This is a genomic window from Thermobifida halotolerans, from assembly GCF_003574835.2.
Taxonomy (GTDB): domain Bacteria; phylum Actinomycetota; class Actinomycetes; order Streptosporangiales; family Streptosporangiaceae; genus Thermobifida; species Thermobifida halotolerans.
Genome location: NZ_CP063196.1, coordinates 2,680,409 through 2,706,003, shown reverse-complemented (window position 1 = coordinate 2,706,003; position 25,595 = coordinate 2,680,409). Strand labels below are relative to the sequence as shown.

General features: G+C 72.3%; 21 protein-coding genes and 1 other RNA gene. 14 read left to right on the top strand and 8 right to left on the bottom strand.

The features are described from left to right. Positions 1 to 8: 8 nt before the first annotated feature. The 3 genes from NI17_RS12045 to NI17_RS12035 all read left to right on the top strand — a co-directional run bounded on the left by NI17_RS12045 (position 9) and on the right by NI17_RS12035 (position 2,017). Positions 9 to 1,139, top strand: a complete 1,131-nt coding sequence (locus NI17_RS12045) for a bifunctional RNase H/acid phosphatase (protein WP_068692836.1) — start codon at positions 9 to 11, stop codon at positions 1,137 to 1,139. A 66-nt stretch (positions 1,140 to 1,205) separates the two neighbouring features. Next, positions 1,206 to 1,585, top strand: an RNA gene (gene rnpB, locus NI17_RS12040) — RNase P RNA component class A. 273 nt (positions 1,586 to 1,858) lie between these two features. Continuing rightward, positions 1,859 to 2,017: a hypothetical protein gene (locus NI17_RS12035; protein WP_170163000.1), complete on the top strand. Its 159-nt coding sequence runs from the start codon at positions 1,859 to 1,861 to the stop codon at positions 2,015 to 2,017. 9 nt (positions 2,018 to 2,026) lie between these two features. On the opposite strand, the gene NI17_RS12030 is transcribed toward NI17_RS12035, so the two are convergent. The 3 genes from NI17_RS12030 to NI17_RS12020 form a co-directional block, all read right to left on the bottom strand. Beyond that, positions 2,027 to 4,357 (bottom strand): SulP family inorganic anion transporter, encoded by a 2,331-nt coding sequence (locus NI17_RS12030; RefSeq protein WP_234402041.1) that lies wholly within the window; start codon positions 4,355 to 4,357, stop codon positions 2,027 to 2,029. A gap of 387 nt (positions 4,358 to 4,744) precedes the next feature. Beyond that, positions 4,745 to 6,649 carry a hypothetical protein gene (locus NI17_RS12025; protein WP_243597695.1) on the bottom strand — a complete coding sequence of 635 codons (1,905 nt, stop codon included), beginning with the start codon at positions 6,647 to 6,649 and terminating at the stop codon, positions 4,745 to 4,747. Between the two features lie 335 nt (positions 6,650 to 6,984). Then, positions 6,985 to 7,551, bottom strand: coding sequence for a YbhB/YbcL family Raf kinase inhibitor-like protein (locus NI17_RS12020; protein WP_068693072.1), 567 nt, complete (start codon positions 7,549 to 7,551; stop codon positions 6,985 to 6,987). 300 nt (positions 7,552 to 7,851) lie between these two features. Here NI17_RS12020 and NI17_RS12015 point away from each other — a divergent pair, with 300 nt between their 5' ends. Next, positions 7,852 to 8,313 (top strand): PH domain-containing protein, encoded by a 462-nt coding sequence (locus NI17_RS12015; RefSeq protein WP_068693071.1) that lies wholly within the window; start codon positions 7,852 to 7,854, stop codon positions 8,311 to 8,313. Next, positions 8,310 to 10,016, top strand: coding sequence for a PH domain-containing protein (locus NI17_RS12010; RefSeq protein WP_084012775.1), 1,707 nt, complete (start codon positions 8,310 to 8,312; stop codon positions 10,014 to 10,016). Before NI17_RS12015 ends, NI17_RS12010 begins: the two co-directional genes overlap by 4 nt. On the opposite strand, the gene sepH is transcribed toward NI17_RS12010, so the two are convergent. Beyond that, positions 10,013 to 11,047 (bottom strand): septation protein SepH, encoded by a 1,035-nt coding sequence (gene sepH / locus NI17_RS12005; protein ID WP_068693070.1) that lies wholly within the window; start codon positions 11,045 to 11,047, stop codon positions 10,013 to 10,015. The genes NI17_RS12010 and sepH overlap by 4 nt on opposite strands. A 349-nt stretch (positions 11,048 to 11,396) precedes the next feature. Further along, a complete protein-coding gene (locus NI17_RS12000; protein WP_068693069.1) occupies positions 11,397 to 12,698 on the bottom strand; it encodes a D-arabinono-1,4-lactone oxidase in 1,302 nt (433 codons plus the stop codon). A gap of 166 nt (positions 12,699 to 12,864) precedes the next feature. On the opposite strand from NI17_RS12000, the gene NI17_RS11995 reads away from it, so the two are divergent. Further along, complete coding sequence (locus NI17_RS11995; RefSeq protein WP_068693068.1) at positions 12,865 to 13,896, top strand: ferrochelatase; 1,032 nt, start codon at positions 12,865 to 12,867, stop codon at positions 13,894 to 13,896. A 372-nt stretch (positions 13,897 to 14,268) separates the two neighbouring features. On the opposite strand, the gene NI17_RS11990 is transcribed toward NI17_RS11995, so the two are convergent. Further along, positions 14,269 to 15,474, bottom strand: coding sequence for a polysaccharide deacetylase family protein (locus tag NI17_RS11990; protein WP_119267780.1), 1,206 nt, complete (start codon positions 15,472 to 15,474; stop codon positions 14,269 to 14,271). 275 nt (positions 15,475 to 15,749) lie between these two features. On the opposite strand from NI17_RS11990, the gene NI17_RS11985 reads away from it, so the two are divergent. Then, positions 15,750 to 16,550, top strand: coding sequence for an inositol monophosphatase family protein (locus tag NI17_RS11985; RefSeq protein ID WP_068693067.1), 801 nt, complete (start codon positions 15,750 to 15,752; stop codon positions 16,548 to 16,550). A 75-nt stretch (positions 16,551 to 16,625) separates the two neighbouring features. Here NI17_RS11985 and NI17_RS11980 read toward each other — a convergent pair whose 3' ends face one another. Next, positions 16,626 to 16,793 carry a hypothetical protein gene (locus tag NI17_RS11980; RefSeq protein WP_170163030.1) on the bottom strand — a complete coding sequence of 56 codons (168 nt, stop codon included), beginning with the start codon at positions 16,791 to 16,793 and terminating at the stop codon, positions 16,626 to 16,628. Positions 16,794 to 17,403: 610 nt separating this feature from the next. Here NI17_RS11980 and NI17_RS11975 point away from each other — a divergent pair. The 4 genes from NI17_RS11975 (at position 17,404) to NI17_RS11960 (ending at position 21,182) form a co-directional block, all read left to right on the top strand. Next, a complete protein-coding gene (locus NI17_RS11975) occupies positions 17,404 to 18,057 on the top strand; it encodes a response regulator transcription factor (protein ID WP_068693066.1) in 654 nt (217 codons plus the stop codon). Next, positions 18,054 to 19,361: a sensor histidine kinase gene (locus tag NI17_RS11970; protein ID WP_068693065.1), complete on the top strand. Its 1,308-nt coding sequence runs from the start codon at positions 18,054 to 18,056 to the stop codon at positions 19,359 to 19,361. The genes NI17_RS11975 and NI17_RS11970 overlap by 4 nt, the downstream gene beginning before the upstream one ends. Before the next feature lie 468 nt (positions 19,362 to 19,829). Continuing rightward, positions 19,830 to 20,129: a DUF4193 domain-containing protein gene (locus tag NI17_RS11965; RefSeq protein WP_068693064.1), complete on the top strand. Its 300-nt coding sequence runs from the start codon at positions 19,830 to 19,832 to the stop codon at positions 20,127 to 20,129. A 177-nt stretch (positions 20,130 to 20,306) separates the two neighbouring features. Next, positions 20,307 to 21,182, top strand: a complete 876-nt coding sequence (locus NI17_RS11960) for a hypothetical protein (RefSeq protein ID WP_068693063.1) — start codon at positions 20,307 to 20,309, stop codon at positions 21,180 to 21,182. A gap of 27 nt (positions 21,183 to 21,209) precedes the next feature. Here NI17_RS11960 and NI17_RS11955 read toward each other — a convergent pair whose 3' ends face one another. Further along, a complete protein-coding gene (locus NI17_RS11955) occupies positions 21,210 to 21,494 on the bottom strand; it encodes a DUF4235 domain-containing protein (RefSeq protein ID WP_068693062.1) in 285 nt (94 codons plus the stop codon). A 177-nt stretch (positions 21,495 to 21,671) separates the two neighbouring features. On the opposite strand from NI17_RS11955, the gene valS reads away from it, so the two are divergent. The 3 genes from valS (at position 21,672) to NI17_RS11940 (ending at position 25,590) form a co-directional block, all read left to right on the top strand. Next, complete coding sequence (gene valS / locus NI17_RS11950) at positions 21,672 to 24,245, top strand: valine--tRNA ligase (protein ID WP_119267778.1); 2,574 nt, start codon at positions 21,672 to 21,674, stop codon at positions 24,243 to 24,245. A gap of 71 nt (positions 24,246 to 24,316) precedes the next feature. Beyond that, positions 24,317 to 24,802 (top strand): dUTP diphosphatase, encoded by a 486-nt coding sequence (gene dut / locus NI17_RS11945; RefSeq protein WP_068693061.1) that lies wholly within the window; start codon positions 24,317 to 24,319, stop codon positions 24,800 to 24,802. Positions 24,803 to 24,846: 44 nt separating this feature from the next. Beyond that, positions 24,847 to 25,590, top strand: a complete 744-nt coding sequence (locus NI17_RS11940) for a DUF3710 domain-containing protein (RefSeq protein ID WP_084012774.1) — start codon at positions 24,847 to 24,849, stop codon at positions 25,588 to 25,590. The last annotated feature ends 5 nt before the right edge of the window (positions 25,591 to 25,595 follow it).

Sequence of the window (25,595 nt, the reverse complement as noted above, 5' to 3'; positions counted from 1 at the left end):
GAACACCGATGAGTCGCAGGCTCCTCATCGAGGCGGACGGCGGATCGCGGGGCAATCCCGGTCCGGCCGGGTACGGCGCGCTCGTCCGCGACGCCGACACCGGCGAACTGCTGGCGGAGGTCGCCGAACCGATCGGGGAGGCCACCAACAACGTCGCCGAGTACCGGGGGCTGATCGCGGGACTGGAGGCGGTGGCCGCCATCGACCCGGCCGCCTCCGTGGAGGTCCGCATGGACTCCAAGCTCGTGGTCGAGCAGATGTCGGGACGGTGGAAGATCAAGCATCCGGCCATGCGGCCGCTGGCCGGCCGGGCGCGGGAACTCGCCTCGGAGTTGGGGTCGGTGCGCTACCGGTGGGTGCCGCGGTCGCAGAACGCGCACGCCGACCGGTTGGCCAACGCGGCTATGGACGGCGCGGCGCGCGCACGGCGCACCGGCGCCGACCAGCCGGTGCAGGCGGCCGAGCCCGTCGAGCAGGCGGCGAGCCCCGAAAGCGACTCCGCCCTCGGCTGGGGACCGGCCGACACCGAGCCCACCCGGCTGCTGCTGCTGCGCCACGGCCAGACCCCGCTGTCGGTGGAGCGGCGTTTCGCGGGGATCGGCGACGTCGCGCTCACCGATGTCGGCCACGAGCAGGCGCGGGCCGCGGCCCGGCGGCTCGCCGAGCGCCCGGTCGACGTCATCGTCTCCTCCCCGCTGCGGCGCACCCTCGACACCGCCCAGTACGCGGCGAAGGAGCTGGGGCTGGAGGTGGCGGTCGAGGAGGACCTGCGCGAGACCGACTTCGGGGCCTGGGAGGGAATGACCTTCGCCGAGGCGCGCCGGCACTCGCCCCGGGAGTTGAACCGCTGGCTGGCCGACCCCGAGGCCGCCCCGCCCGGAGGGGAGAGCTTCGCCGCGGTGGCCCGCCGCGTCGCCCGTGCCAGGGACCGGCTGCTGGCCCGCCACCGGGGGCGGACCGTCCTGGTGGTCAGCCACGTCACCCCGATCAAGGTGATGGTGCAGCAGGCCATGCTCGCCCCGCCGCAGGCGCTGTACCGGATGCACCTGGACGTGGCGTGCCTGTGCGAGGTCCACTGCTTCAGCGACGGGCCGATGGTGGTGCGCTCCTTCAACGACACCGGCCACCTGGAGTCCTGAACCGCCGGGGGCGCGGCCGGTCGCCGACCGGGAATACGCCGCGGACCCCGTAGGATTGAACAGAGGGGAGTCGGCCAGACGGTCGCGGCGCCGCGGTGCGGTGTCGAGGAAAGTCCGGACTCCACAGGGCAGGGTGGTCGGTAACACCGACCCGGGGAGACCCGCGGGACAGTGCCACAGAAAACAGACCGCCGCTCTTCGGAGCGGTAAGGGTGAAACGGTGGTGTAAGAGACCACCAGCGGCCGGAGCGATCCGGCCGGCTCGGTAAACCCCACCCGGAGCAAGGCCAAGAGGGGGACCCCGGTCCCCTGCGCGGACGTTCGAGGGCTGCCCGTCCGATGTCCGCGGGTAGGCCGCACGAGGCCGTTGGCAACAGCGGTCCCAGATGGATGGCCGTCCGGCCCGCACGGGCCGACAGAATCCGGCTTACCGGCCGACTCCCCCCTCCTTCCCCGGTCGGTCCCTCCGCCGTGTCCCGGTGCCGCCCCGTTGCGGGCGACCGGAGGCCGGTTCGGTAGCCGCTGCAAAAGCGGGTTGCGGTCCCGAGAAAAGCCTCCGCGCCGCGACCGGGGAGCGCAACGGACTCCCTGGTCACGCGGAGCGGTGGGAGACCGCGGGCAGAAACACCGGCAAAAAACCCGGTGCGTCCTGCGGGGTGCCGTCGGGCACCGTTACATTGGGGGAGTTGCAGCGGCGTTCCAGACCCGAGTCGGTGAGCATGAGCCCTACGGTGTACCTGCTGATGTTCGGCCTCCCCATTGTCGCGATCGTCGTCATCATCGGGCTCGCCATCTACCAGGCGTCCCCGGTCGAGAACGACGAGCGCGACCTGGAGGGGCCCGTGCAGGACAGGGCCGAGGACACGGCCGAGGAGTAGCCGACCGGCTTACCGCAGTGGGACCCGCCCGGTGGGCGCTTCCTCTCCGGAGCGCGGAGTGGGCAGCACGGACGCGTCCACGGCCACGAAACTCCCGGTCCGCTCGTCGAGCAGGTGCACGGTGGCCGTCTCCAGGTCGAAGTACATCCCGATCAGCTCCAGCAGCCCCCGGTCGCGGCGGTCGCGTACCACGGGGTAGCTGAGCAGGTTCCGCAACTGCCGCACCACGTTGGCCTGGGACAGGCGGCGCACCGCCTCTGCCGGGGGCGTGTCGGGGGCGGTCTCGCCGAGCAGGTCCAGGCTCGGCCGGGCGTGGTGCAGCCAGCGGCCCAGCGCGCCCAGCTCCACCGGGCCGGGGTGCGGCGGCGGCACGCCGTCGAGCACCGCCCGCATCGCGCCGCAGTGCGAGTGCCCGCACACCACGATGGACCGCACGCCCAGCACCGAGACCGCGTACTCGACGGCGGAGGCCACCGAGTCGTCGGGCGGTTGCGTCCCGTGCGGCGGGACCAGGTTGCCCACGTTGCGCACGGTGAACAGGTCGCCGGGGCCGCTCGCGGTGATCAGGTTGGGCACCACCCGGGAGTCGGCGCACGTGATGAACAGCGAGTGCGGGCTCTGGTTCTGCGCCAGGCGGCCCATCAGCGCACGCATCCGTTCGGTGGTCGAGGCGTGGTACTCCCGCGCCCCGGCCAGCAGCAGCCCCGAGGCGCTGAGGCCGCGCCCGCTGCCCAGCCGTACCGTCCACGGCGCCCACCAGCGCGCCATCCCGCTCGGCGCGGTCTTGGCGACCGGGGCGGTGCGGGTGGAGTTGCGTTCGTACCAGTTCTCGTGCACCTCGTCGATGTCGACGCTGCCGCCCCTGCGCTCGTGGTCCATCCGCCAGGCGTGGATCGACTCGAACGCGGCGTGGTCCATGAAGTCCACGTGCAGGTCCAGGTCCACGTGCGCGCCCACGGGGATGGTGCGCAGCACCTGGGTCACCCGGGGCACTCCCAGGAACGTCAGCGAGCCCTGGACGACCACGTGCCACTGGCCGGGGCGGCCGGGGCGCTCCTCGGTGCGTACGGTCACCCCGGTGAGACGGCGCAGCGCCATCAGGACAGCCAGGGCGAATCCGACCAGTACGCCCTCGACCAGCCCCAGCACCACCACGCCGGTCAGGGTCACCAGGTAGACCCCGGCCTCGTGCTGCCTGCGCAGGTCGCGCAGGTGCGCCAGGTTCACCATCTGCGCCCCGATGTAGACCAGCAGTCCGGCCAGTGCCGCCATCGGGATGAGCTCCACGGCGTTGCTGAACAGGGCCACGAACAGCACGATCCACACGCCGTGCAGGATCGCCGCGAGCGGGGTGCGGCCTCCCGCCCGGACGTTGGCGCTGCTGCGCACGATCACCCCGGCGACGGGAAGCCCGCCCAGCAGGCCGCTGGTGAGGTTGGCCGCTCCCTGTCCGGCGAGTTCGCGGTCGAGTCGCACCCGGCGTCCGTCGTGCAGTCGGTCCACGGCGATGGCGCACAGCAGCGACTCGACGCTGGCCACCAGGGCGACGGTGACCACCCCGAACGCCACGCCGTGGAGTTGGTCCACCTCGGGGAGCAGGGGGCCGTTCCACAGCTCGGCCGAGGAGTCGGGCAGGTCGACCCGCTCCACCGGCCAGTGCCCGACCGAGGTCACGAGGGTCACCGCGGCCACCGCGACCAGTGCGGCGGGCACGCCGCGCGGACGCAGTCGGCCCAGGTCCGGCAGGCGGGACCACACCAGCATGATCGCGATGGTCAGCAGACCGGCCGCGACCGCGGGCGTGTGGTTGTCGCGCACCTGGCGCGGCAGTTCCAGGATGTTGGCCACCGCCGAGCTCTGCGGGGCGCCGCCGAGGACCACGTGCAGTTGCGCGAGCGCGATGGTGATGCCGATCCCGGCGAGCATGCCGTGGATGACGGCGGGGGAGACGGCCAGGGCGGCGCGCGCCACCCGGAACAGGCCCAGCGCCAGTTGGACGAGTCCGGCCAGCGCGGTGATCAGGCAGGTCACTCCCCAGCCGTGGGTGGCGACGAGGTCGGCGACGATGAGGGTCAGTCCGGCGGCGGGCCCGCTGACCTGGACCGCCGAGCCGCCGACGGCGGCGGCCACGATTCCGCCGACGGCGGCGGCCACGATCCCGGCGATGAGCGGCGCCCCGGAGGCCACGGCGATCCCCAGGGACAGGGGCACGGCGATGAGGAAGACCACGAAGGAGGCCCCGATGTCGCCGGGCAGGGTGCGGGGGAGCAGTGGGCGGTGCGCGGGGGAAAGGGGCGCTGTCGGCCGGTTCGGCCGCGGTCCCTGGACATCTTCACACACGTGGCACTCCCGAGAAGAGACGGCGGTCCGGGGCAGCGGTGCGACCGGACCGGGCGGGCGGTCTTTCCGCGTGGTGCGGCGCGCGGAGGGACCGCCGTGGTGATCGGGCGGGTGACCGGCGTGCGGGCGGGACTCCGGGGCGCACGCCGCACCGGGTGCGGTGGTCGACGCGGTCGACTCCGCAACCCGGACTGTCACCATCCGGATGCTGTCCGTAGTCAACTGTAGTGAAAGGAGGAGTGCGGTGGGGGCGGTTCCGTTGAGAACGACGGCGGTTTTCGTTTTCAGCCTCGGGCGGGGAGGGGGCGACGACGGAAGGCGGGGGGTGACGCGATCGCGTCACCCCCCGCCTTCCGTCGGGAGCCGTGGCGGCCTTCCGACGCCCTCCTACCGGTAGCGGTAGCCGTCGGGGTCGTCGTCGGGACGGCCGCCGTACCCCTGGGGCAGGCCCGGCCCGGGAGCCGGCCAGTCGCCGGACAGGGCGTCGTGGCCGGGCTGTTCGCCGTACCCCCCGGGCGGGGCCGGAGGCTGCGGGTAGTCCCCCAGCATGTCGGGATAGGGCGGGTACTGCGGCGGCCGCGGACCCCCCTGGGGTGCGGGGGGCGGGTAGTCGGCGTGGTTGTGGGAGCCGGTGTCGTAGGAGCCGAACGGTCCGGTGGTGTAGGGGGAGCCGTAGCCGCCCGAGGCGGGGTCGTTGCCCGGTGCGGGGGCGGGCGGGGCGCCGAAGGCGGGCTGCTCCATGTCGCGGAACGACGGCTGGCCGCCGCTGGGAACGCCGTTCCAGGCGGACTGGTCCCACCCCTCCCGGACGGGACGCGGATCGTAGGCGGGCTCGCCCGGCTCCGGGCCGTAGGAGGGCGGAACGTACCCGCTGCCGCCCTGGGGTGCGGGGGGCGGGTAGTCGGCGTGGTTGTGGGAGCCGGTGTCGTAGGAGCCGAACGGTCCGGTGGTGTAGGGGGAGCCGTAGCCGCCCGAGGCGGGGTCGTTGCCCGGTGCGGAGGCGGGCGGGGCGCCGAAGGCGGGCTGCTCCATGTCGCGGAACGACGGCTGGCCGCCGGTGGGCGTGGGACCGCTCGGCGCGGACGGGTGCGGGGGAGCGGACGGTCGCTGGTGGGATCCCGTGTCCAGACTCGACCAGATCGGGGAACCGGTGGCGGAGTCCGAGGAGGGGGTGAACGACGGGTCGGTGAGCGGGTCCTGCGGTGCGGGCCGCGAGGCCTGCTCGGCGGAGGGCGGACCGTCGTAGGCGCTCCGGTCGTGCGAGCCGCTGTCGTAGGAGGACGGCGCCGGACCGTAGCCGCTCCGGCTGTGCGACCCCGTGGTGTAGGAGGGCGAGCTCAGCGGGTCGGAGGCGTAGGAGCTGTCGCGGTTGTGGGAGCCCGTGTCGAAGGAGAGGCCCGACGCGGGGGTCGAGGTACCGGGCAGGTCGTAGGAGGAGCGGGTGTGGGAGCCGCTGTCGTAGGAGGGCGGCCGCGGAGCGCTCAGCGGGTCGGAGGCGTAGGAGCTGTCGCGGTTGTGGGAGCCCGTGTCGAAGGAGAGGCCCGACGCGGGGGTCGACGTGCCGGTCGGGTCGTAGCCGCTCCGGCTGTGCGATCCCGTGGTGTAGGAGGGCGAGCTCAGCGGGTCGTCGTCCGCACGCGGACCGGCGGGGGCCGCGGACGGCTCGGAGCGCGGGGCACCGCCCGACTGCCCGACCTGGTCGGGACCCGCGGAGGACTCCTGGCCGAGGCTGGCCAGGACCGCCAGGGAGTCGGCGCCGTCCGAGACGGCGGGAGCGGGTGCGGCGGTCTCCCCGCGGGAACGGCGGCCCCTCGCGGGCGGCTGCTCCTCCTCGGGGTCGTCGTCCTCGTCGAGGACGGCCTCCATGGCCTCCGTCGACTCGTGGCGGGTGTCGCGGCGCGGCTGGTCGAACGGGTCGGGGTCGGCGTCCCGGTCGTCGCTGTCCTCGTACAGGCTGGAGAAGTAGTCGTCGTCCCAGTCGTCGTCGCGGTCCTTGCGCGACCGCGACTTGCGGGAGGCGCGCGGCTCGGACCCGGAACGCGCACGTCTGCGGGAACGCGGCGCGGGCTCCTCCTCCGCCGGGTCGTCGTCGGGGTCGTCCACGTCGTCGACCCGGGAACGGGAGGAGCGGCGTGAGGAGCGCCGAGGCCGGTCCTCCTCGACGTCGGCCTCCGCGGTGTCGTAGTCGTCGTCGTAGTCGTCCGCTCCGCTGCTCGCTCCCAGGGCACGCAGCCCCAGGACGATGAGGAGGAGGATGATGACGACGATGACTGCGATGAGCGCGATGATCATGGCGAATGCACCACCTTGGGCCCCGCGGCCTGGTAGAGGACAGAGACGGCACCGGCGGTGGTGATGGGAGTGGCCGGTGTCGGACCGTTCCTGCCTTGGCGAGCTCCACGCCAGGGGGACGGCAGGAGACACCCGGCGAAAGACACCCCGAGGTCGGTGTCCGGACGTTGTGGCCCCCGGACACGCCAGCGCACCGGTGGAGGGGAAACGAATTCGGTCATCAGGAAATCAACGGGGTGCACGGCCCCACTTTATGCATAGATGTGTCATCCGTGCAGGGGGAAACCGATCGGCTTCCCGCCGAGAGAGGGGAATCCGGGGAGGAGAGGGGCATGTCACGGCTCCTCGGGCGGCACACTGGTCAGCCGTCCCCGCGCGAGGGTGTGGGAGGCGATCGTGCCGAGTGCCACGTCCAGGGGGGCGGCCTCGCCCAGGTCCAGCGGCTCGGACAGAGCATAGACCGTGAACCGGAACTCGTATTCGTCGCCCTCCTGCGGGCACAGCGGCTCGTAGGAGGCGCTGTCGAAGCTGTTCAGCCCCTGCTGTGCGGGCAGCGGGACGGCGCCCTCGGGCAGTTCGGGGTTCTCCGGGTCGAGTCCGTAGACCACCCAGTGCACGGTGGCGCCGCCCGACTCGTGGACCTCGTCCACGACCAGCGCCAGCGACTGGGCGGAGTCGGGCAGGCCCGACCAGCGCAGCGGAGGGGACACCCCCTCGCCGGTGCAGGTGTAGCGGTCCGGAAGTATCTCGCCTTCGCGCAGCATCGGACTGGTGACGGTGATGTCGTCGCTGACTTCGCCGTTGCTTGTGCCGATCAGCACACCACATCCCGTGGTCAGGGCGAGCAACGCGGCCGTGGCGCCGCCGACGGCGGTCCGGCGATGTCGTGCGGGGGCGAACATGGAACTCCTGCGAGGACGGGACGTACGAAGTGCCGCGGGACGCGAGAACACGCGGCGGAATCCGCGTGCGAGGCTGCTGGGACACGTCAGCGGTTCCACACGAACCATACTGCTGTCGTGGTCCGTTCGTCCCTCCTGCCGGTAATGCGGGAGAAAGTTTGCGGATGTCGCCGTCGGTCCCGCGGACCGGCCCGCGACGCACGGGTTGCCGCCGCGGCCGGGGCTGCGCGTAGACTCGGACGGGTGACGACAGTCCGGCTGCGCCCCCCAGACAACCGAGTCTCCCCCCGAGCCGTGTGGATGTGGACGGTCAGTGAGGCGGTCCGGTCGGTGGTCCTCACCGGTGCGCTGGCGGCGGGCGCCTGGGCGGTGGGGTTCTTCGGCTGGTTCTGGGTGCCCGACCGGGTCGTCGACAACATCTGGCTGGTGCCCGTGGCCGTCGGAGCGCTCCTCCTGGTCCGGACGCTCGTCGCGCCGAGCTGGCGCTATCGGGTGCACCGCTGGGAGATCACCGGCGACGTCGTCTACATCCGCGAGGGCTGGATCAGCCGGTCCTGGCAGCTCGTGCCGATATCGCGCATCCAGACCGTCGACCACACCCAGGGATGGCTGGAACGCGCCTTCGACCTGGCCACCCTCAAGGTCCAGACCGCCTCCTTCGCGGGCTCCTCCACCATCGAGGGACTGGCGGAGCCCCAGGCCCGCCGAATCTCCGAGGAGCTGGCGGCGCGGGCGGGCGAACTGCGGGACGATGCCACATGACCGACCCCGACGAGCAGGAGCCGCCGCGGCCCGCGGGCGGCCCCGCCCCGGAGGAGCCGCGCGAGGCGGACACGGACCCCCGCGCGGGGAGGCCGTCCGACGCCGCCGCGGCCGACGACACCGAACGGCGGCTCAGCCCCCTGACGGTGCTCACCGCGTCGATCAACTACGCCAAGTCCGCGGTCCTGCCGATCCTGGTGGCCCTGGTCGCGGGCGACTTCAACCCGTGGGTCCTGGGCGGCTCGGCCGTCGCCCTCGTCACCCTGCTCGTCTCGGGCTACGTCACCTACCGGACCGTGCGCTACCGGGTGAACAACGAACGGCTGGAGATCCGTTCGGGACTGGTGTCCCGGTCCCGGCGCACCATCCCGCTGGAACGCATCCGGGGCGTGGACGTCACCTCCACGCTCCTGCACCGCCTGGTCGGCCTGGCCGTGGTCCGCATCGACGCGGCTGCGGGCGGAGCCGTCAAGCAGGAGGAGGCCAAACTCGACGCGGTCACCGCGGCGGACGCCGAGCGGCTGCGCACCGAGCTGCTGCGCCGACGGTCCCTGCGGGTCGCGCGGACCGGCGACGAGGCCGCCGCGCCGGAGGAGACGTCCGCAACGGACGGGGAGCATCCGGAGCCCGACACCTCCCGGGACGTCGTCCACTTCCGGATGCCGCCCCGCTGGTACCGGTACGCGGTGCTGAGCCCGGGATACCTGCTCACCCCGTTCGCCGTGCTGGCGACGCTGTTCGGCTTCCTCAACCAGATCATCGACCTCGACATCGTCGAGGACTACGTCGCCGACCAGGCCGACACCGTCCAGCGGCTCGTCGACTCGGGATGGGCCACACTGCTGGTCGTCGCCACCGGGGCGGTGGTGCTGCTGGCCGTGGCCATGCCGCTGTTCGCGGTGGCGTCCTACATGATCAACCAGTGGCGGTTCACGCTGCGCCGGCACGGCGACGCCCTGGTCACCGAACGGGGCCTGTTCACCCGGCACAGCGTCACCCTGGAGTACCGCCGCATCCACGGCCACGAACTGAAGGACAACCCCGTGCAGCGGCTGCGGTCGCTGGTGCGGCTGTCCGCGATCGTCACCGGCCTCGGGGAGGCCGCCACGCGCGCGACACTGCTGCCGCTCGGGCCCCGTTCGGAGGTGGAGGCGGTCGTGGCGCGGGCACTGCGCCGGTACGAGGGGGAGCTGACCGCGCATCCGGCCGCCGCGCGTTCCCGCAGACTGTTCCGGGCGGTCGTGCCGCCGCTCGCGGCCGCCGCGGCCGCCGCGGCGCTGGGGTGGCACTGGGTGGCGGGGACGCTGCTGCTCGTGGCCCTGCTGGGCGTCCCGCTGGGGCTGGACCGCTACCGGTCGCTGGGGCACGGCTACGACGGCGAGCAGGTCAGCGTCCGCTCCGGATCGCTGAGCCGGTCCCAGGCGACCGTCGCGCGTTCGGCCGTCATCGGCTGGCGGTGGCAGCAGAGCCTGTTCCAGCGCCGCGCGGGCCTGGCCACCCTGGAGGTCACCGTCGGAGCGGGCAGCGGCAGCTACGGCGCGGTCGACGCCGACTTCGCCGAGTCCGTCGCCTTCGCCCACGGCGTCACCCCGGACATGGTCGCCCCGTTCCTGGCCGCCGACCCCCGCCCCGCCGAGCACGGCGGCACCGGGGACCGGGCGGGAGCGCGGCCCCGCGGCGACGACCCGCCGGGCGGTCCCTAGTCGGACTTCTTCGACCCGAACATGATCTCGTCCCAGGACGGCACCGAGGCGCGGCGGCCGCGCCCCTTGCGGCGGGGCGGCTGGGAGGTGTTGGAGGCGGCCGCGGGCAGCGACGGCTCGGAGCGGGCGGGACGCTGGGGAGCGGACGCGGGCCGCTGCGCGGGCGAGGGTGCTCCGGCGGCCGGAGCGGCGTGCGGATCGGAACCCGGCGCGGGCTCGGGGCGGTAGCGGCGCTCGGGGGCGGTGGAGTCGAAGACCGAGTCCTCGACCGGACGCATCCGTTCGGCGGTGACGGGCGTCCTCGGTGCGCGCGGGGGAGCGGGGGCGGGCTCCGCCGCCTGCCGGGCGGGCTCCGCGGGGCCCTCCGGGGCGGGAGCGGCGTCGCGCACGGCGGGACGGCGCGGGGCGAAGGGGGTGACGGTCGCACCGTGGGGCGCCGCCTGCGGCACGTCGTGCTCCTCCTGCGAGGAGAAGCGCATGGCCTCCTCGTCGTAGGGGGTGACCGAGCGGCGGCGCGGCTCGTACACCCAGTGGGCGACGCGCTCCTCGCCCGCCACCCGGAAGGACAGTCTGACCTGCCAGGTGCGGTCCTCGCGCTTCCAGGAGTCCCAGGTGGCCTCGCCCGACTCCAGTTGCCCGGTGCCGATCCGCTCGGTCACCAGGTCGCCGAGGGCGGGGCCGGGCGCGGTCTCGCCCGGACGGCGGACCGGGGCCAGTTGCGCCTGCTGCGCCATGTACTCGCGCTCCTGCAGGACCGGACTCTCAAACCAGCGCACACGTTCGACGGGGATGCCTGCGGCCTGGGCGATGGATTCGGCGGTCTCGCCCGCGCGTATCCGGGCCTGGATCTCCTTGGGGCGCAACGGATTCTCCACTTCGATCTCGTACTGGCCGAGCCGAGAGAACTGCCCGCGCACGGCGGCGCGGAGCCGGTCGTCGACGGGCAGCATGAAGCGGGTGCCCCGTCCGGCGCTGGCCAGCACCAGGTAGGCTCCGTCCTCACTGACGGCGACCAGGCGAAGCTCCTGCATCGCCCTCCCTTTCGCGTCCCGTCGAGGGGGCGGGAAACCCGGCATCCCCCAGCTCACAGTCTTGTCGGCCCGGATTGTTCGAGCCAGTACCGCACCCGGCATGTTCGGAGGCGCACGCCCGGTGCGGAGCGCGCTGCATTCCCCTATCGTGCCATCTCGACACGCCGACGGGGGCACGGCGAGCACGCGGATTCGAACTCCCGGTCCTTTCCGCTCCGGTGCGGCGGCCCGCCGTTGCGCCGGTCGGGCGTCGTGGTGTCCGCGGACCGCGGGCGACGCCGCTGTCGAGCCGACACACCGGACAGCCCGCCCGCTACCCCGCGAGCGGTGGTCCAACCACGGGCCCGGGTCACCGCCCCAGCACGCGCTCCAGGTAGGTGTTGGTGAAGCGCCGCTGGGGGTCGACCCGTTCGCGCACCTCCAGCGCGTCGTGCAGTCGGGGATACACCTTCTCCAGGTAGGACAGGTCGCGGGTGTGCATCTTGCCCCAGTGGGGGCGCCCGGCCGCGGCGGTGAAGACCGCCTCCAGGGCGGCGAAGTACGCCTCGTACGGGCAGCCCTGGTAGACGTGCACGGCCACGTAGGCGCTCTCCCTGCCGTAGGCGGTGGACAGCCACACGTCGTCGGCGGGGGCGAAGCGAACCTCGACGGGGAAGCTGACGCGGTGCTCCCCCCGCGCGAGCCCCGCCCGCATCTCCCGCAGCACGTCGGGCAGGTGCTCGACCGGGATCGCGTACTCCATCTCCACGAACCTGACCCTGCGCGGACTGGCGAACGTCCGGTGGGAGGCGTCGACGTACTCGCGTGCCGTCAGCGCCCGCGCCGAGACCTGGTTGATCGCGGGGATCAGCCGGGGGAGGCGCCGCGCCGCCCGGTTGACGGCCTCGAACACCGAGTTGGACAGGAACTCGTCGTCCAGCCAGGCGCGGAACTCCGTGAGGGGGCGGGCCGGACCGGTCGTGCGGTTGTTGCGTTTGGTGATGGTGCGGTCGGTGTGCGGGAACCAGAAGAACTCGAAGTGCTCGTTGTCGGCGCGCAGCTCGGCCAGCCGCTCCACGACCTCGTCCAGGGGCATCGGGACCTCGCGCGCGTGCAGCAGGAACGCCGGTTCGACCGCCATGGTCAGGGCGGTCACCACGCCGAACGCCCCCAGACCCACGCGCGCGGCCTGGAACAGGTCGGCCTCGTGGTCGGCCGAGCAGGTGACCGCCGTCCCGTCGGCCAGGACGATCTCCAACCGTTCGACCTGCGCGGCCAGACCGGCCGAGGCGCGGCCGGTTCCGTGCGTGCCGGTCTGGGTGGCGCCCGCCATCGTCTGCACCGCGATGTCGCCCATGTTGGTCAGGGCCGCCCCGTGCGCGGCGAGCGCGTCGTTGAAGTCGCACAGCCGCATCCCCGCCTCGACGGTCGCCCGTCCGCCGGGGAGGTCGACCGCGCGCACCGCGGCCAGCGCGGTCGGCAGCAGCAGTGTTCCGTCGGTCACGGCGATGTCGGTGAAGGAGTGGCCGGAACCCGCCATCCTCACCCGTGCTCCCGCGGCGGCGGCCGCGCGTACCGCCTCGGCCACCTCGGCGGTGCTGTTGGGGGTGACCACCCGGGCGGGCGTCATCCGGTGGGTGTCGGCCCAGTTGCGCCACAGCGTCTTCGTCATGGTGTCCTCGGCGTGGTCCCGGCCCGCGCGCCGGGAGGAACGCCGTCTCCCCTTCCTCCCGAACAGGGTTCGACAGTCTGCGGGCCGCGCGGCGGTGTGTCAAGGTCCCCGACGTGCTGGGCGGGGGCCGTGCGAGGGGGCCGCGGCGGGCTGGTTGGATGGGGCCATGAGGTCCTACGACGCGTTCCTGCTGATCTCCTTCGGAGGTCCGGAGAAGAGTGACGATGTCATCCCGTTCCTGGAGAACGTCACCCGCGGTCGCGGAATCCCCCGCGAGCGGCTGGCCGAGGTCGGGGAGCACTACTACCTCTTCGGCGGGGTCAGCCCGATCAACCAGCAGTGCCGGGACCTGATCGCGGCCCTGCGCGCCGACTTCGCCGACAACGGCGTGGACCTGCCCGTCTACTGGGGCAACCGCAACTGGGACCCCTACCTCGCGGACACGGTCGCGCAGATGGCCCGCGACGGCGTGCGCCGCGTGGTGGCGCTGGCCACCTCCGCCTACAGCAACTACTCCAGCCACCGGCAGTACCTGGAGGACGTCGAGCGGGCCCGTGCCGCCGTCGGGGGAGCGCCCGAGATCGACCTGATCCGCCCCTACTACGACCACCCGGGGTTCGTCGACGCCTTCGTCGACCACACCCGGCAGGCCCTGGAGCGGCTCCCCGAGGAGTTGCGCGCGGACGCGCGGCTGCTCTACTCGGCGCACTCCATCCCGCAGGCGATGGCCGAGAGGTCGGGCGACCCCCGGTGCGACTACGGTCCGCTGACCGCCTACGAGGCGCAGTTGGCGGAGGTGGCCCGGCTGGTCACCGAGCGGGTCGGCGGCGGCCACCGCTACGACCTCGTCTACCAGAGCCGCAGTGGCCCGCCCTCCCAGCCGTGGTTGGAGCCCGACATCAACGACCGGTTGGAGCAGTTGGCGGGCGAGGGCGTGCGGGCGGTCGTGGTGGTCCCCCACGGGTTCGTCTCCGACCACATGGAGGTCAAGTACGACCTGGACGTGGAGGCCAGGGCCACCGCGGGCAAGCTGGGTATCCGCATGGAGCGCGCGGCGGCCCCCGGCACGCACCCGGCGTTCGTGGCCATGGTCCGCGACCTGGTGGCGGAGCGGGCCGAGGGGCGCCCCGCGCGCGGCCTCGGCTCCATCGAGCGGTCCTGCCACGACGACCCGGCGGACTGCTGTCGGCCGCGCTGACCAGCGGGGACGGGCACCCTGGTGGTGGGTGTGCTCCGGGGGTCCTGCAACCTCGATCCCGTGGGTGGTTTGCGGGTGACCTCGGCCCCAGGGGGTGTGGAACCTCGGCCCCGTGGGGGTGGGCGAGAGGCGTTGTAGGGAGAGGCCCGCCGGAGGGGGCTGGCGCTGGGGTGGGGGGCGCCCCGCGCCCCTCACCCTCCCGCGCCTCACCGGCGAGCCCGCACCACAGCACCCCGGCCCCGCGGCACCCCGCCCCACCAGAACCAACCGGCGCCGCACGCCCCCGCAGCCCCGTGGTCGCCCACCCCGAACCACATCCCCGCAGTGCCCCGCCGCCTCTCCCCACCTCCCGGCACTGCCCTGGAAAGTCCCTCAGGGCAGGAGTTTGACGCCGGTGCCCAGGTACTCCGCCCAGCCGCCGGGAGGGGACTGGCCGACGTCCAGCAGCGCGAGTCTCTCGACGACGTCGGGGTCCTGGGCGTCGATCCAGTCGGTGAACTGGCGGAAGGAGACCATCCGGACGTCGGACTCGCCGCCGACGGCGTCCATGAACTGCTCGACCGCGTCCATGTAGATCCCGCCGTTCCACCTCTGGAAGTGGTTGCCCACGAACAGGGGAGCGCGGTTGCCGTAGTAGGCGCGTTCGAATCCGCGCAGGTAGGTGTCCCTCGCCTGGGCGCGCCACACGCCGTACCTGCTGCGGTCGCCCCTGGCCGTCCCGGACTGGTTGACCATGATGTTGTAGTCCATCGACAGCACTTCGAAGTCCTCGCCGGACATGGGCAGCGACTGCAGCGGAAAGTCCCAGACGCCGTTTCTGCGGCGGGGCCAGACCTGCAGGCCCCCGGGCGAGCTGGCGTCGTAGCGCCAGCCGAGCTTGGCCGCGGTGGGCAGCAGGTTGTCCCGGCCCTGTAGGCACGGGGTGCGTCCCCCCACGAGTTCCCTGCGGTAGTCGAAGGGCAGGGGCGGCAGGTCGGTGAAGCCCGTGGTGGTCTTCCAGCTCATCACGAACCGCACGGCCTGCTGGATCTCCGACTCCCAGTCCCGGGGGGACCAGGTCGAGACGCCCCCGGGACCGCAGAAGTGCCCGTTGAAGTGGGTGCCGATCTCGTGCCCCTCCCGCCAGGCCAGATCGAGCTGCTTGATGGTCCGGTGGATCGACTCCTCGCTCAGGTAGCCGATGTCGGAGGCCCCGACGGGGTGCCCCGGAGGGCGGTAGAGCCGCTTCCGGTGCTCGGGAAGCAGGTAGAGCCCGCTGAGGAAGAACGTCATGTGGGCGTTGTTGCGCCGGGCCACCTCCCGGAAGCGGGTGAACAGCCGGTCGCTCAGCTCGCCGGCGCCGTCCCAGGAGACGATCACGAACTGGGGCGGCGCCGTGGCGCGGTCGAGCCGGTGCACCGCGGGCTGGTTCGGCTGCGGCCCGGTGTCGGAGGTGGAGCCGTCACCGATGACGCGGACCCGGGGCCGCGACGGACTCGCGGAGGCCGTGTCGGTCAGCCGTTCCGAGCATCCGGTGGCGCCCAGCGCGGCGGTGATCGCGGTTGCGGACAGGAGTGCGCGGCGCGAAATATCTCTCACTTGATCCCGTTTCCTTCGGCGCACGAACACGGCGGAATGGTGACCAGGAGAAAATTTATCACTTTAGGTAGTTCTTCGACTTCATGCAGTGACGAGTGTTGTGTGTTGTCTCCGTGCGACCGCCCGGCGGCCGGGGATAGGCTCGGACACGTCCCAAGATCGACACGCGGCGACGCCACGGGACGGCGGACGCGGACGCGACGCTTCCCGCGGCCCCGTCCGCGCGGCGTCGCCGGTCCCGTGCCGCTCCACAACCCCGTCGTGAGGAGACGACCGTGACCAACCCCGATCCGCGGGAGCTGCTGGACCTCGCGCTCGAGGCGGCCCGCAAGGGAGGCGCGCTGGCCGCGCGAGGACAGGAGGGGATCTCGGTGCTCGACACCAAGTCCTCACCGACCGACGTGGTCACCGAGATGGACCGCGCCACGGAGGAGCTGATCCGCGGCGTCCTGCTCGGCGCCCGCCCCTCCGACGCGATCCTGGGCGAGGAGGGCGGCGCGGCCCGGGGCAGCAGCGGGGTGCGCTGGCTGGTCGACCCCATCGACGGGACCGTCAACTACCTGTACGGGCGCGCCGAGTGGGGGGTGAGCGTCGCCGCCGAGGTCGACGGCGTGGTTGTGGCCGGGGTCGTGGAGGCCCCGGTGCGCGGACGCACCTACACCGCGGTGCGGGGTGGGGGAGCCCGCCGCAACGGCGAGCCGATCTCGGCCGCGCCCCCGACCACCCTGGACATGGCCCTGGTCGCCACCGGGTTCGGCTACGAGGCGCGCCGCAGGCGCAGGCAGGCCGAGGTGCTGGCCACGGTCCTGCCGCGGGTGCGCGACATCCGCCGGCTCGGCTCCGCGGCTCTCGACCTGTGCGCGGTGGCGGAGGGGACCGTCAACGCCTACTACGAGCGGGGGACGAACCCCTGGGACTGGGGCGCGGGAGCGCTGATCGCCGCGGAGGCCGGGGCCAGGGTGGCGGGACTGCGTGGCGCCCCGCCCAACTTCGACCTGCTCCTGGCCGCGGTCCCCGGCCTGTTCGAGCAACTGCACGACCTGCTGGAGCCCCTGGGCGCCGACACCGACGGCTGAACGCCGCCACACCGGCCGAAGGGCCGGGCGCCCCCTCGGGGGCGCCCGGCCCTGCTCGATCAAACCGGTCCCAGATCAAACGTTGTGCGGGTCGATCCCGTGGCGGGCAGCGATGCGGTGCAAGTCCTCCAGCTCCGACGCGTGCGCGTCGGCAAGGAATTCGTCTCCGGCGGCCTGGGCCGCTTGGAGCGACGTGTAGGTCTCGTTGATCCGAACCCGAATCTCTGCCAGAAACTCGCCCATCATCACACCCCTTTCTCACCACATGGTTGGCGGTTGCCGACCATACCCATGTCCGCCCACGCGCCAAACCTCTCGACGGGAGGGTTCACCCCACCGGGACGAGGATTCATCTTCCGGTAACACAACGCTGTGTCCGGAGGCCGATGCGCGGGCGGGCAACCACGATAGTCCCAGGCGTCCGGAGCGGCTCAGGGGGGGGACCGGACACCGGCGGTGGCCGCCGGAGAGTGGGTGTCATACCCCACAATGGTCACAGAAGGGCAATACTTATTTCTTTCTTATCCGTGCTGTGTCACATTTGAGATGTGCGGGGTGAACGTCGCGGTCGGCGGTTGGGGGATGCGCCGACCGCGACTCCGCGTTCTGGGCCGCTGAGTGTGTGCGACCGCACTCCCCGTGTACCCGAGAGGTCGGACTCCCAGTATCATCGAAGGTGTACCGGCCTCCCGCCGGAAGCCGTTCTTCCGGCTGCGTGAGGTGCTTCGGTCGGTGGGACCCCGGCCGAGGCGTGGACAACGGATAACGCAGCCGGGTTGAGCGCCGCTGCCGGTGTGTTGGGGGATGCGCCGGCAGCGGCCTTTGCCGTCCCCGCGAAGAAACGAAGGACACAGTGCGCGTACTCGTGGTTGAAGACGAGCAGGTTCTCGCCGACGCGGTGGCGGTGGGACTACGGCGCGAATCGATGGCCGTGGACATCGCCTACGACGGCGACAGCGCCCTGGAGCGCACCAGCGTCAACGACTACGACGTCGTCATCCTGGACCGCGACCTCCCGGGGACCCACGGTGACGAGGTGTGCCGCGCACTGGCCTCCTCCAGCTACCCGGGCCGGATCCTGATGCTCACCGCCGCGGGGGAACTCGACGACAGGGTGGCAGGACTGACCCTGGGCGCCGACGACTACATGGCCAAACCCTTCGCCTTCGCCGAACTCGTCGCCCGGGTGCGGGCCCTGGCCCGGCGCGCCACCCCCCCGCTGCCGCCCGTGCTGCACCGCCAGGGCATCACCCTGGACCCCGCCAACCACACGGTCGAGCGGGACGGACGGCCCGTCTCGCTCACCCCCAAGGAGTTCGCCGTCCTGGAGGTGTTGATGCGCGCCAACGGAACCGTGGTCAGCGCCGAGGGGCTCCTGGAGAAGGCATGGGACGAGAACGCCGACCCGTTCACCAACGTGGTGCGGGTGACCGTGATGACCCTGCGCAAGAAACTCGGCGAGCCCCCGGTGATCCGCACCGTGCAGGGCGCGGGATACCGGATTTGACCGCCGGGGAGGGGGAGGCCACCGAGCCCCCCGTCGCGGAGGTCCCTCCCACGCCCCCGGGCGAGACCGGCACGTGGCGACGGCTGTCCCGGCCGCTGACCCCCGCCAAGAGCGGCGGCGCGGGCCCGCCCGACAACGGGTCGGTGCCGGGGGGCGGCCACCGCCTCACCGACAACATCAGCCTGCGGATGCGCCTGACGCTCATCTACGGGATGCTCTTCTTCGCGGCCGGCTCGCTGCTGGTCCTGCTGAACTACGTGATCCTGGTCAGCGTCCTGGACAAGCCCGACTTCACCGTCCAGATCGACGGCTACAACCTGGAGTCGGAGATCGCCGACGAGATCAAGGCCGTCCTCATCGACGGCATCGCCAACCAGGTCACCCGGTTCTCCGTGCTGGCCCTGATCGTGGTGGGCGTCCTGGCGGTCGGACTGGGCTACGCGGTGGCCGGGCGCGCGCTGTCCCCCCTGCACAAGATCACCCGCACCGCCCGCAGGCTGTCGGAGCACTCCCTCCACGAGCGCATCGCGATGAGCGGCCCCGACGACGAGATCCGGGAGCTCGCCGACACCTTCGACGCGATGCTGGAGCGCCTGGACCGCGCCTTCGACGGGCAGCGCCGCTTCGTCGCCAACGCCTCCCACGAACTGCGCACCCCCCTGGCGATCAACCGCACCCTGCTGGAGGTCGCGCTCGCCGACCCCGAGGCGTCACCCGACCTCAGGACCATCGCCCGCACCCTGCTGGAGACCAACTCCCGGCACGAACGGCTCATCGACGGTCTGCTCTTCCTGGCCAAGAGCGACCGGGAACTGGACGTGCGCACCGCGGTCGACCTCGGCGAGGTCACGGCGACCGTGCTCAGCCAGCTCAGCGGTGAGATCGAGAAGTCGGGACTGAGGCTGCGCACCGACCTGCGGGAGGCCCGCGTCACCGGGGACCCCGTGCTGCTGGAGCGGCTGGTCGGCAACCTGGTGGAGAACGCGCTGCGTTACAACGTCCCCGACGGGGAGATCACGGTCCGCTCCGGCATCAACGAGGGCGCGCCCGCGGTCCAGGTGGAGAACTCCGGTCCCGTCATCCCCGCCTACGAGATCGAGGGCCTGTTCGAGCCCTTCCGGCGCGGCTCCGGCGACCGGGTGCGCTCGAAGAAGAGCGCGGGTCTGGGGCTGTCCATCGTGCGGTCGGTCGTGCGCGCGCACCAGGGGTCGGTCACCGCCTGGCCCCGGGCCGGAGGCGGGCTGGTGGTCACGGTGCGCTTCCCCGTGAGCGGTCGTCGCGCCGACACCGAGCCCTCCCCCTGAACCGGAGGAACGGTCGTCGGCGTGTCTCCGGAGGAATCGGCCGCGCCCCCTCCGTGGCCGTGATATGCATACGTGTCCGGTGAGACGCGTCACCCCGGTACGGAGTGCTTCCGGGAGTGTGTATGCTCACCCGGGCACCGCAAAGGCGAGAAGCGGCTCATCCGAGGTGTCCGCCCTGCCCCCGTGGCTCGACGTGGGTTTTCTGGTCCCCACACCCACGATGGGGAAGACAACTGAGTCGAAAACCGTTCGGCAATGGGTAACACCTGGAGAACGAACTGTTCGCCTGCCGCGAACACGCCCGGCCGCCGGACACCGCCGTCCAGGTGTGACAAGCACCCGGGGAGGGGCACAGTCCACTGACGCCGGGAGAATTTTCGGCTCGAACGGGCACAACAGACGTCTCGGAAGCGTTACACCCGCGCGACGGGACTAAGGAGATGGATTGAGGGGGATGGAGTAAGAACTATGGCCACAGACTACGACAGCCCACGCAAGACCGACGAGGAACTGGGTGAGGACAGCCTGCAGGAGCTGCAGGCTCGCCGGGTCGACAAGGGAACCAGCACCATCGACGTCGACCCCGACGAGGTCGCCGAGGGGCTGGAGCTTCCGGGAGCGGACCTGTCCGGCGAGGAGCTCGCCGTGCGGGTCCTGCCGCGCCAGGCCGACGAGTTCACCTGCTCGCGCTGCTTCCTGGTGCACCACCGCAGTCAACTGGCGGAGGAGCGCGGCGGGCAGCTCGTCTGCAAGGAATGCGCCTCCTGACACGTGGAGCCCTCCTTGCTCCACCGCCTCTTTCGGTCGAAGAAACGGACGAGACCCCGGACCCGAACCGGGGCCTCGTCCGTTTTTGCGGGTTTTCGTCACGAACGCGGGAACGTGGAAGCGTGTCCTGTTCGTCTACTGGGTGGGCACCAGCCTTCGCCGGGAGGGGATGAGACCGTGAACGAGGACACCGAGGGCAGGGATCGCGCCGAGGAGCCGGACGGCGGGCGGAGGCCGGGAGCCGAACTCGTTCCCGTCGAACGCGCCGAGGTCGGCGAACTCGTCGTCCGCCTGACCACGGAGGACAGGAGCGACGAGGAGGGCAGGGCCCGGCTGCTGGGGCGGCTCTCCGCGGCCCTGGCCCGCAGCGCGCGGGCGGCCGGAGCCAGGAGCCTGGCCGGAGGCCGCTGGCTGACCGACCTGTTCACCGAGGAGATCGCTCCCCGGATCCCGATCCGCGACCGCGAGACCCTGGTCCGCCACCACAGGGGGCTGCAGGGCGAGGACCTCGCCGACGCGCTGGAGCGCGTCGCGACCAACACCACCACCGCCGTGGGCGCGGCCGGAGGCGCGCTCGCCGCGGTCCAGTTCACCGCGCCGCCGCTGCTGCTCACCGCGCCCGCGCAGATCGTCGCCGAGACCCTCGTGGTCGCCGCCGTCGAGGTCAAACTGATCGGCGAACTCCACGAGGTCTACGGCAGTCCCGCGCGGGGAGGCGCACTGCAGCGCACCTCCGGCTACCTCGTCTCGTGGGCCAGACGGCGCGGCATCGACCCCACCCAGAGCGCCGAGTCGCTGACGGTCGCCCTGGGAACGGCCGCCAGGACCGCGCTGCGCAACCGCCTCATGAAGCTGCTCGGCCGCCACCTGACCACCCTGGGTCCCTACCTGACCGGCGCGGTGGCCGGAGGGACGCTGAACCGCAGCGGAACCCGGGCCCTGGCCAGGGCGGTGCGCGAGGACCTGCGTTCGACCGCGGCCCCCGGCAGCGGCGGATCGGCCAACGTGCTTCCCCTGCGCCGTCGGATCAGACCGCTCGGCGGCAGGGGTTGACCCGCCGCCGGGCGGCGGCACGGGGGCTCAGAGCGGCAGTTGCTCGATGTCGCGGTGCCGGTGCGGCAAGAAGCGCCGGTGCACGGCGCGGACCGCCAGGACGCGGGTCACCTCCATGCCCACGCCGGTGACCACGGCCCAGCCCAGCGCCTCGCCCAGACTGATGTCGGGCGACTCGGGGTCGGCCGGGGGCTCCTTGCCCATGGTCTTGGTCCACAGCAGGGTCAGGGCCTTGCGGGTCACGTAGGCGGCGGCCAGAGCCGTCACGCCCCCGACGATCCGAGCGGTCAGGTCGCCATCCTTGTCGGCCATATGAATACGTCACTTCCGTTCCGGTGTCGATCCTCGGCAAGACGCTGTCCGAAATACTGCCATGTTCCCCCTCCCCGACGCAGGGTGTCGGGGAGGGGGTGTCGGGGCGGAACGGGGACGGGGAGTCCGCGGGGGAAACGGAGCGACCAGGGGCGCGGGGCCAATACCATTGGCCCTATGACCAACCGCTCTCGTTCCTTCAACGTGCCTGACAAGCCTTCGCTCGATGGTATCGAGGCGAAATGGGTAGACGTCTGGGACGAGTCCGGCGTCTATCACTTCGACCGCTCCAAGAGCCGCGAAGAGATCTTCTCGATCGACACCCCGCCGCCCACCGTGTCCGGTTCGCTGCACATCGGACACGTCTTCTCCTACACCCACACCGACACCGTCGCCCGGTTCCAGCGGATGAACGGCAAGGCCGTCTTCTACCCGATGGGCTGGGACGACAACGGGCTGCCCACCGAGCGGCGCGTGCAGAACTACTACGGCGTGCGCTGCGACCCGTCGATTCCCTACGACCCGGACTTCGTCCCGCCCGCCAAACCGGACCCCAAGAGGCAGGTCCCGATCGCCCGGCGGAACTTCATCGAGCTGTGCGAGCGCCTCACCGTTGAGGACGAGAAGGTCTTCGAGTCGATCTGGCGCAGGCTCGGTCTCAGCGTGGACTGGCGGTACACCTACGCCACCATCGACGACAACTCCCGTGCGGCGGCCCAGCGCGCCTTCCTGCGCAACCTGACGCGGGGCGAGGCCTACATGGCGGAGGCCCCCACGCTGTGGGACGTCACCTTCCGCACCGCCGTGGCCCAGGCCGAACTGGAGGACCGGGAGCGCCCCGGCGCCTACCACACGGTGGCCTTCCACCGCGACGGCGGCGACCCGGTGCTGATCGCCACCACCCGCCCCGAACTGCTGCCCGCCTGTGTCGCCCTGGTCGCCCACCCCGACGACGAGCGCTACCAGGACCTGTTCGGCTCCACCGTGCGCACCCCGGTCTTCGGCGTGGAGGTCCCGGTCGTGGCGCACCGCCTGGCCGACCCCGAGAAGGGCACCGGCATCGCCATGATCTGCACCTTCGGTGACGTCACCGACGTCACCTGGTGGCGGGAGCTGCAGCTTCCCACCCGGCCGGTCGTCGGCTGGGACGGCCGGATCGTCGCCGAGCCGCCCGAGGGGATGGACTCCGAGGCCGGGCGCGCCGCCTACGCGACGCTCGCCGGGGCGACCGTGCACACCGCGCGCGAGCGGATGGTCGGCCTGCTGCGCGAGTCGGGCGACCTGGTCGGGGAGCCGCAGAAGATCACCCACCCGGTCAAGTTCTACGAAAAAGGCGACAAGCCCCTGGAGATCGTCACCACCCGCCAGTGGTACATCCGCAACGGCGGACGCGACGCCGACGTCCGCGAGGGGCTGCTGGAGCGCGGCCGGGAGCTGGTCTGGCACCCCGAGCACATGCGCAGCCGCTTCGAGCACTGGGTGGGCGGACTCAACGGCGACTGGCTGATCAGCCGCCAGCGGTTCTTCGGGGTGCCCTTCCCCGTCTGGTATCCGCTCGACGACCAGGGCAACCCGGTCTACGACGCCCCCATACTGCCCGACGAGTCCCAGTTGCCGGTCGACCCCAGCTCCGAGGCGCCCCGCGGCTACACCGAGGAGCAGCGGGGCGTTCCCGGCGGCTTCGTCGGTGACCCCGACGTCATGGACACCTGGGCCACCTCGTCGCTGACCCCGCAGATCGCCGGAGGCTGGGAGCGCGACCCCGACCTGTTCGGCCGGGTCTTCCCGATGGACCTGCGCCCCCAGGGCCAGGACATCATCCGCACCTGGCTGTTCTCCACCGTGGTCCGCTCGCACTTCGAGCACGGGTCGCTGCCCTGGAGCACCGCGGCCATCTCCGGCTGGATCCTCGACCCCGACCGCAAGAAGATGTCCAAGTCCAAGGGCAACGTCGTCACGCCCCTGGCCATGCTGGAGAAGTACAGCTCCGACGCGGTCCGCTACTGGGCGGCCAGCGGCCGGCTGGGCACCGACACCGCGCTGGACGAGGGGCAGATGAAGGTCGGCCGCCGACTGGCCATCAAGATCCTCAACGCCAGCAAGTTCGCGCTGTCGGTGGCCGGGGAGAACACCGCTGTCGACCCCGCGGCCGTCACCGAGCCGCTGGACCGGTCGATGCTGGCGGGCCTGGCCGACGTCGTCGAGGACGCCACCGCGGCGTTCCAGGGCTACGACCACACGCGGGCGCTGGAGCGCACCGAGCGGTTCTTCTGGGACCTGTGCGACGACTACCTGGAACTGGTCAAGGCCCGCGCCTACGACGCCGACTCGAAGGAGGGCGCCTCGGCCCGCGCCGCGCTGCTCATCGCGCTGTCGGTGCTGCACCGCCTGTTCGCGCCCTTCCTGCCCTTCGTCGCCGAGGAGGTCTGGTCGTGGTGGCGGAACGGCTCGGTGCACGCCGCGGCGTGGCCGTCGGTGGAGGAGTTCCGGGCCGCCGCGGACGAGGGCGACCCCGCCGTCCTGGCCGCCACGGCCGAGGTGCTGCGGGTGATCCGCAAGGCCAAGTCCGAGGCGAAGCTGTCCATGCGCGCCGAGGTCGACCGGGTCGCCGTGCACGGCAAGCAGGCCGGGCACGCGGGCCTGTGCCGGACCGACATCGCCGCCGCCGGCCGGGTCGCCGAGCTGATCTTCCAGACCAGTGACGACGCCGAGCTGCGGGTCGACGTCGCGCTGCCCGACGCCGAGGGGTGACCTCCGGTGACGTGTCGAGGCGCCCCGCACCACGCGGGGCGCCCCCGCCATCCGCGATAGGCTCGGCCGCTGTGAGCGACTTTTCCCCTGACGCCGGTTCGGTGCGGGTCGAGATCCGGCGGCTCGACCCCGAGCTGCCGCCGCCCGCCTACGCCCACCCGGGTGACGCGGGAGCCGACCTGGTCACGGCCGAAGACGTGGTGCTGGCCCCCGGAGAGCGCGCGACCGTGCGCACCGGAGTGGCCGTCGCGCTGCCCGACGGGTACGCGGCGTTTGTCCACCCGAGGTCGGGACTGGCCGCGCGCTGCGGGCTGACCGTGGTGAACGCGCCGGGGACGGTGGACGCCGGATACCGGGGCGAGATCATGGTGCCGCTGCTCAACACGGACAGCACCACGCCGGTGAAGCTGGCCCGCGGGGACCGCATCGCCCAGATGGTGATCCAGCGGGTGGAGCGCGCGGTCTTCGTCGAGGTGGACGGACTCGGTGACTCGCCGCGGGGGACCGGCGGGTTCGGTTCCACCGGAGGCCATGCCGCGTCGTCGGAGCGGAACTGACCGCCTCCGGGTGACTTCGGGACTCAAGGAAGAGGTGTTGCGGCGTGTTCGGACGCCGACGCAAGAAGAAGGCCAAGAGCCGCGTTGACGACATCCCCCCCGCCGTCGCGCCCCGGCACAGTCCGGTGGTCGAGCCGGACAAGGAGGACGACAGGTACCGCGCCCGGGGGCCGTGGGACGCCTCCGAGGACGCGCCCGAGATCCAGCGCGTGGACCTGGGCGCGCTGCGCGTCCCGGTCGGTCCCGACATCGAGGTGCAGGTCAACGTCGCCAAGCAGCAGAACCAGAACAAGGTCATCGGGGTGACGATCGTCAACGGCAAGACCGCGGTGCAGGTCCAGCCGTTCGCCGCCCCCAAGACGACGGGTCTGTGGGCGGAGATCCGCGAGGAGGTCGTCGCCGAGATAGCCAGGTCGGGGGGCAGGAGCGAGGAGTTCGCCGGAACCTTCGGTCCCGAGGTGCGCGCCATCGTCCCGGTACCGGGCAAGACCAACGACAAGGGGCAGCAGCTCGCCCAGCCCATGCGGTTCATCGGCGTGGACGGGCCCCGCTGGTTCCTGCGCGGGGTGATCCGCGGCGAGGGCGCGGTCCGCCCCGAGGCCGCCGCCCGGATCGAGGAGATCTTCGCCGGGATCGTGGTGGTCCGCGGCCACCAGCCGATCCCGCCCCGGGACCTGCTGGAGCTCACCCTGCCCAAGCAGGCCGGGCCCGCGCCCGGTCAGGCGGGGCGGCGGACGACCGGTCAGGCGGGGCCCGGGGAGGCGTCCGGGGACGAATCCGAGGAGTAGCGGCG

What these genes read in the sequence shown, in the direction of transcription:
- NI17_RS12045 (WP_068692836.1), top strand. Translation starts at nt 9, where the DNA reads ATGAGTCGCAGGCTCCTCATCGAGGCGGACGGCGGATCGCGGGGCAAT.
- NI17_RS12035 (WP_170163000.1), top strand. Translation starts at nt 1,859, where the DNA reads ATGAGCCCTACGGTGTACCTGCTGATGTTCGGCCTCCCCATTGTCGCG.
- NI17_RS12025 (WP_243597695.1), bottom strand. Translation starts at nt 6,649, where the DNA reads ATGATCATCGCGCTCATCGCAGTCATCGTCGTCATCATCCTCCTCCTC.
- NI17_RS12020 (WP_068693072.1), bottom strand. Translation starts at nt 7,551, where the DNA reads ATGTTCGCCCCCGCACGACATCGCCGGACCGCCGTCGGCGGCGCCACG.
- NI17_RS12015 (WP_068693071.1), top strand. Translation starts at nt 7,852, where the DNA reads ATGTGGACGGTCAGTGAGGCGGTCCGGTCGGTGGTCCTCACCGGTGCG.
- NI17_RS12010 (WP_084012775.1), top strand. Translation starts at nt 8,310, where the DNA reads ATGACCGACCCCGACGAGCAGGAGCCGCCGCGGCCCGCGGGCGGCCCC.
- sepH (WP_068693070.1), bottom strand. Translation starts at nt 11,047, where the DNA reads ATGCAGGAGCTTCGCCTGGTCGCCGTCAGTGAGGACGGAGCCTACCTG.
- NI17_RS12000 (WP_068693069.1), bottom strand. Translation starts at nt 12,698, where the DNA reads ATGACGAAGACGCTGTGGCGCAACTGGGCCGACACCCACCGGATGACG.
- NI17_RS11995 (WP_068693068.1), top strand. Translation starts at nt 12,865, where the DNA reads ATGAGGTCCTACGACGCGTTCCTGCTGATCTCCTTCGGAGGTCCGGAG.
- NI17_RS11980 (WP_170163030.1), bottom strand. Translation starts at nt 16,793, where the DNA reads ATGGGCGAGTTTCTGGCAGAGATTCGGGTTCGGATCAACGAGACCTAC.
- NI17_RS11965 (WP_068693064.1), top strand. Translation starts at nt 19,830, where the DNA reads ATGGCCACAGACTACGACAGCCCACGCAAGACCGACGAGGAACTGGGT.
- NI17_RS11955 (WP_068693062.1), bottom strand. Translation starts at nt 21,494, where the DNA reads ATGGCCGACAAGGATGGCGACCTGACCGCTCGGATCGTCGGGGGCGTG.
- valS (WP_119267778.1), top strand. Translation starts at nt 21,672, where the DNA reads ATGACCAACCGCTCTCGTTCCTTCAACGTGCCTGACAAGCCTTCGCTC.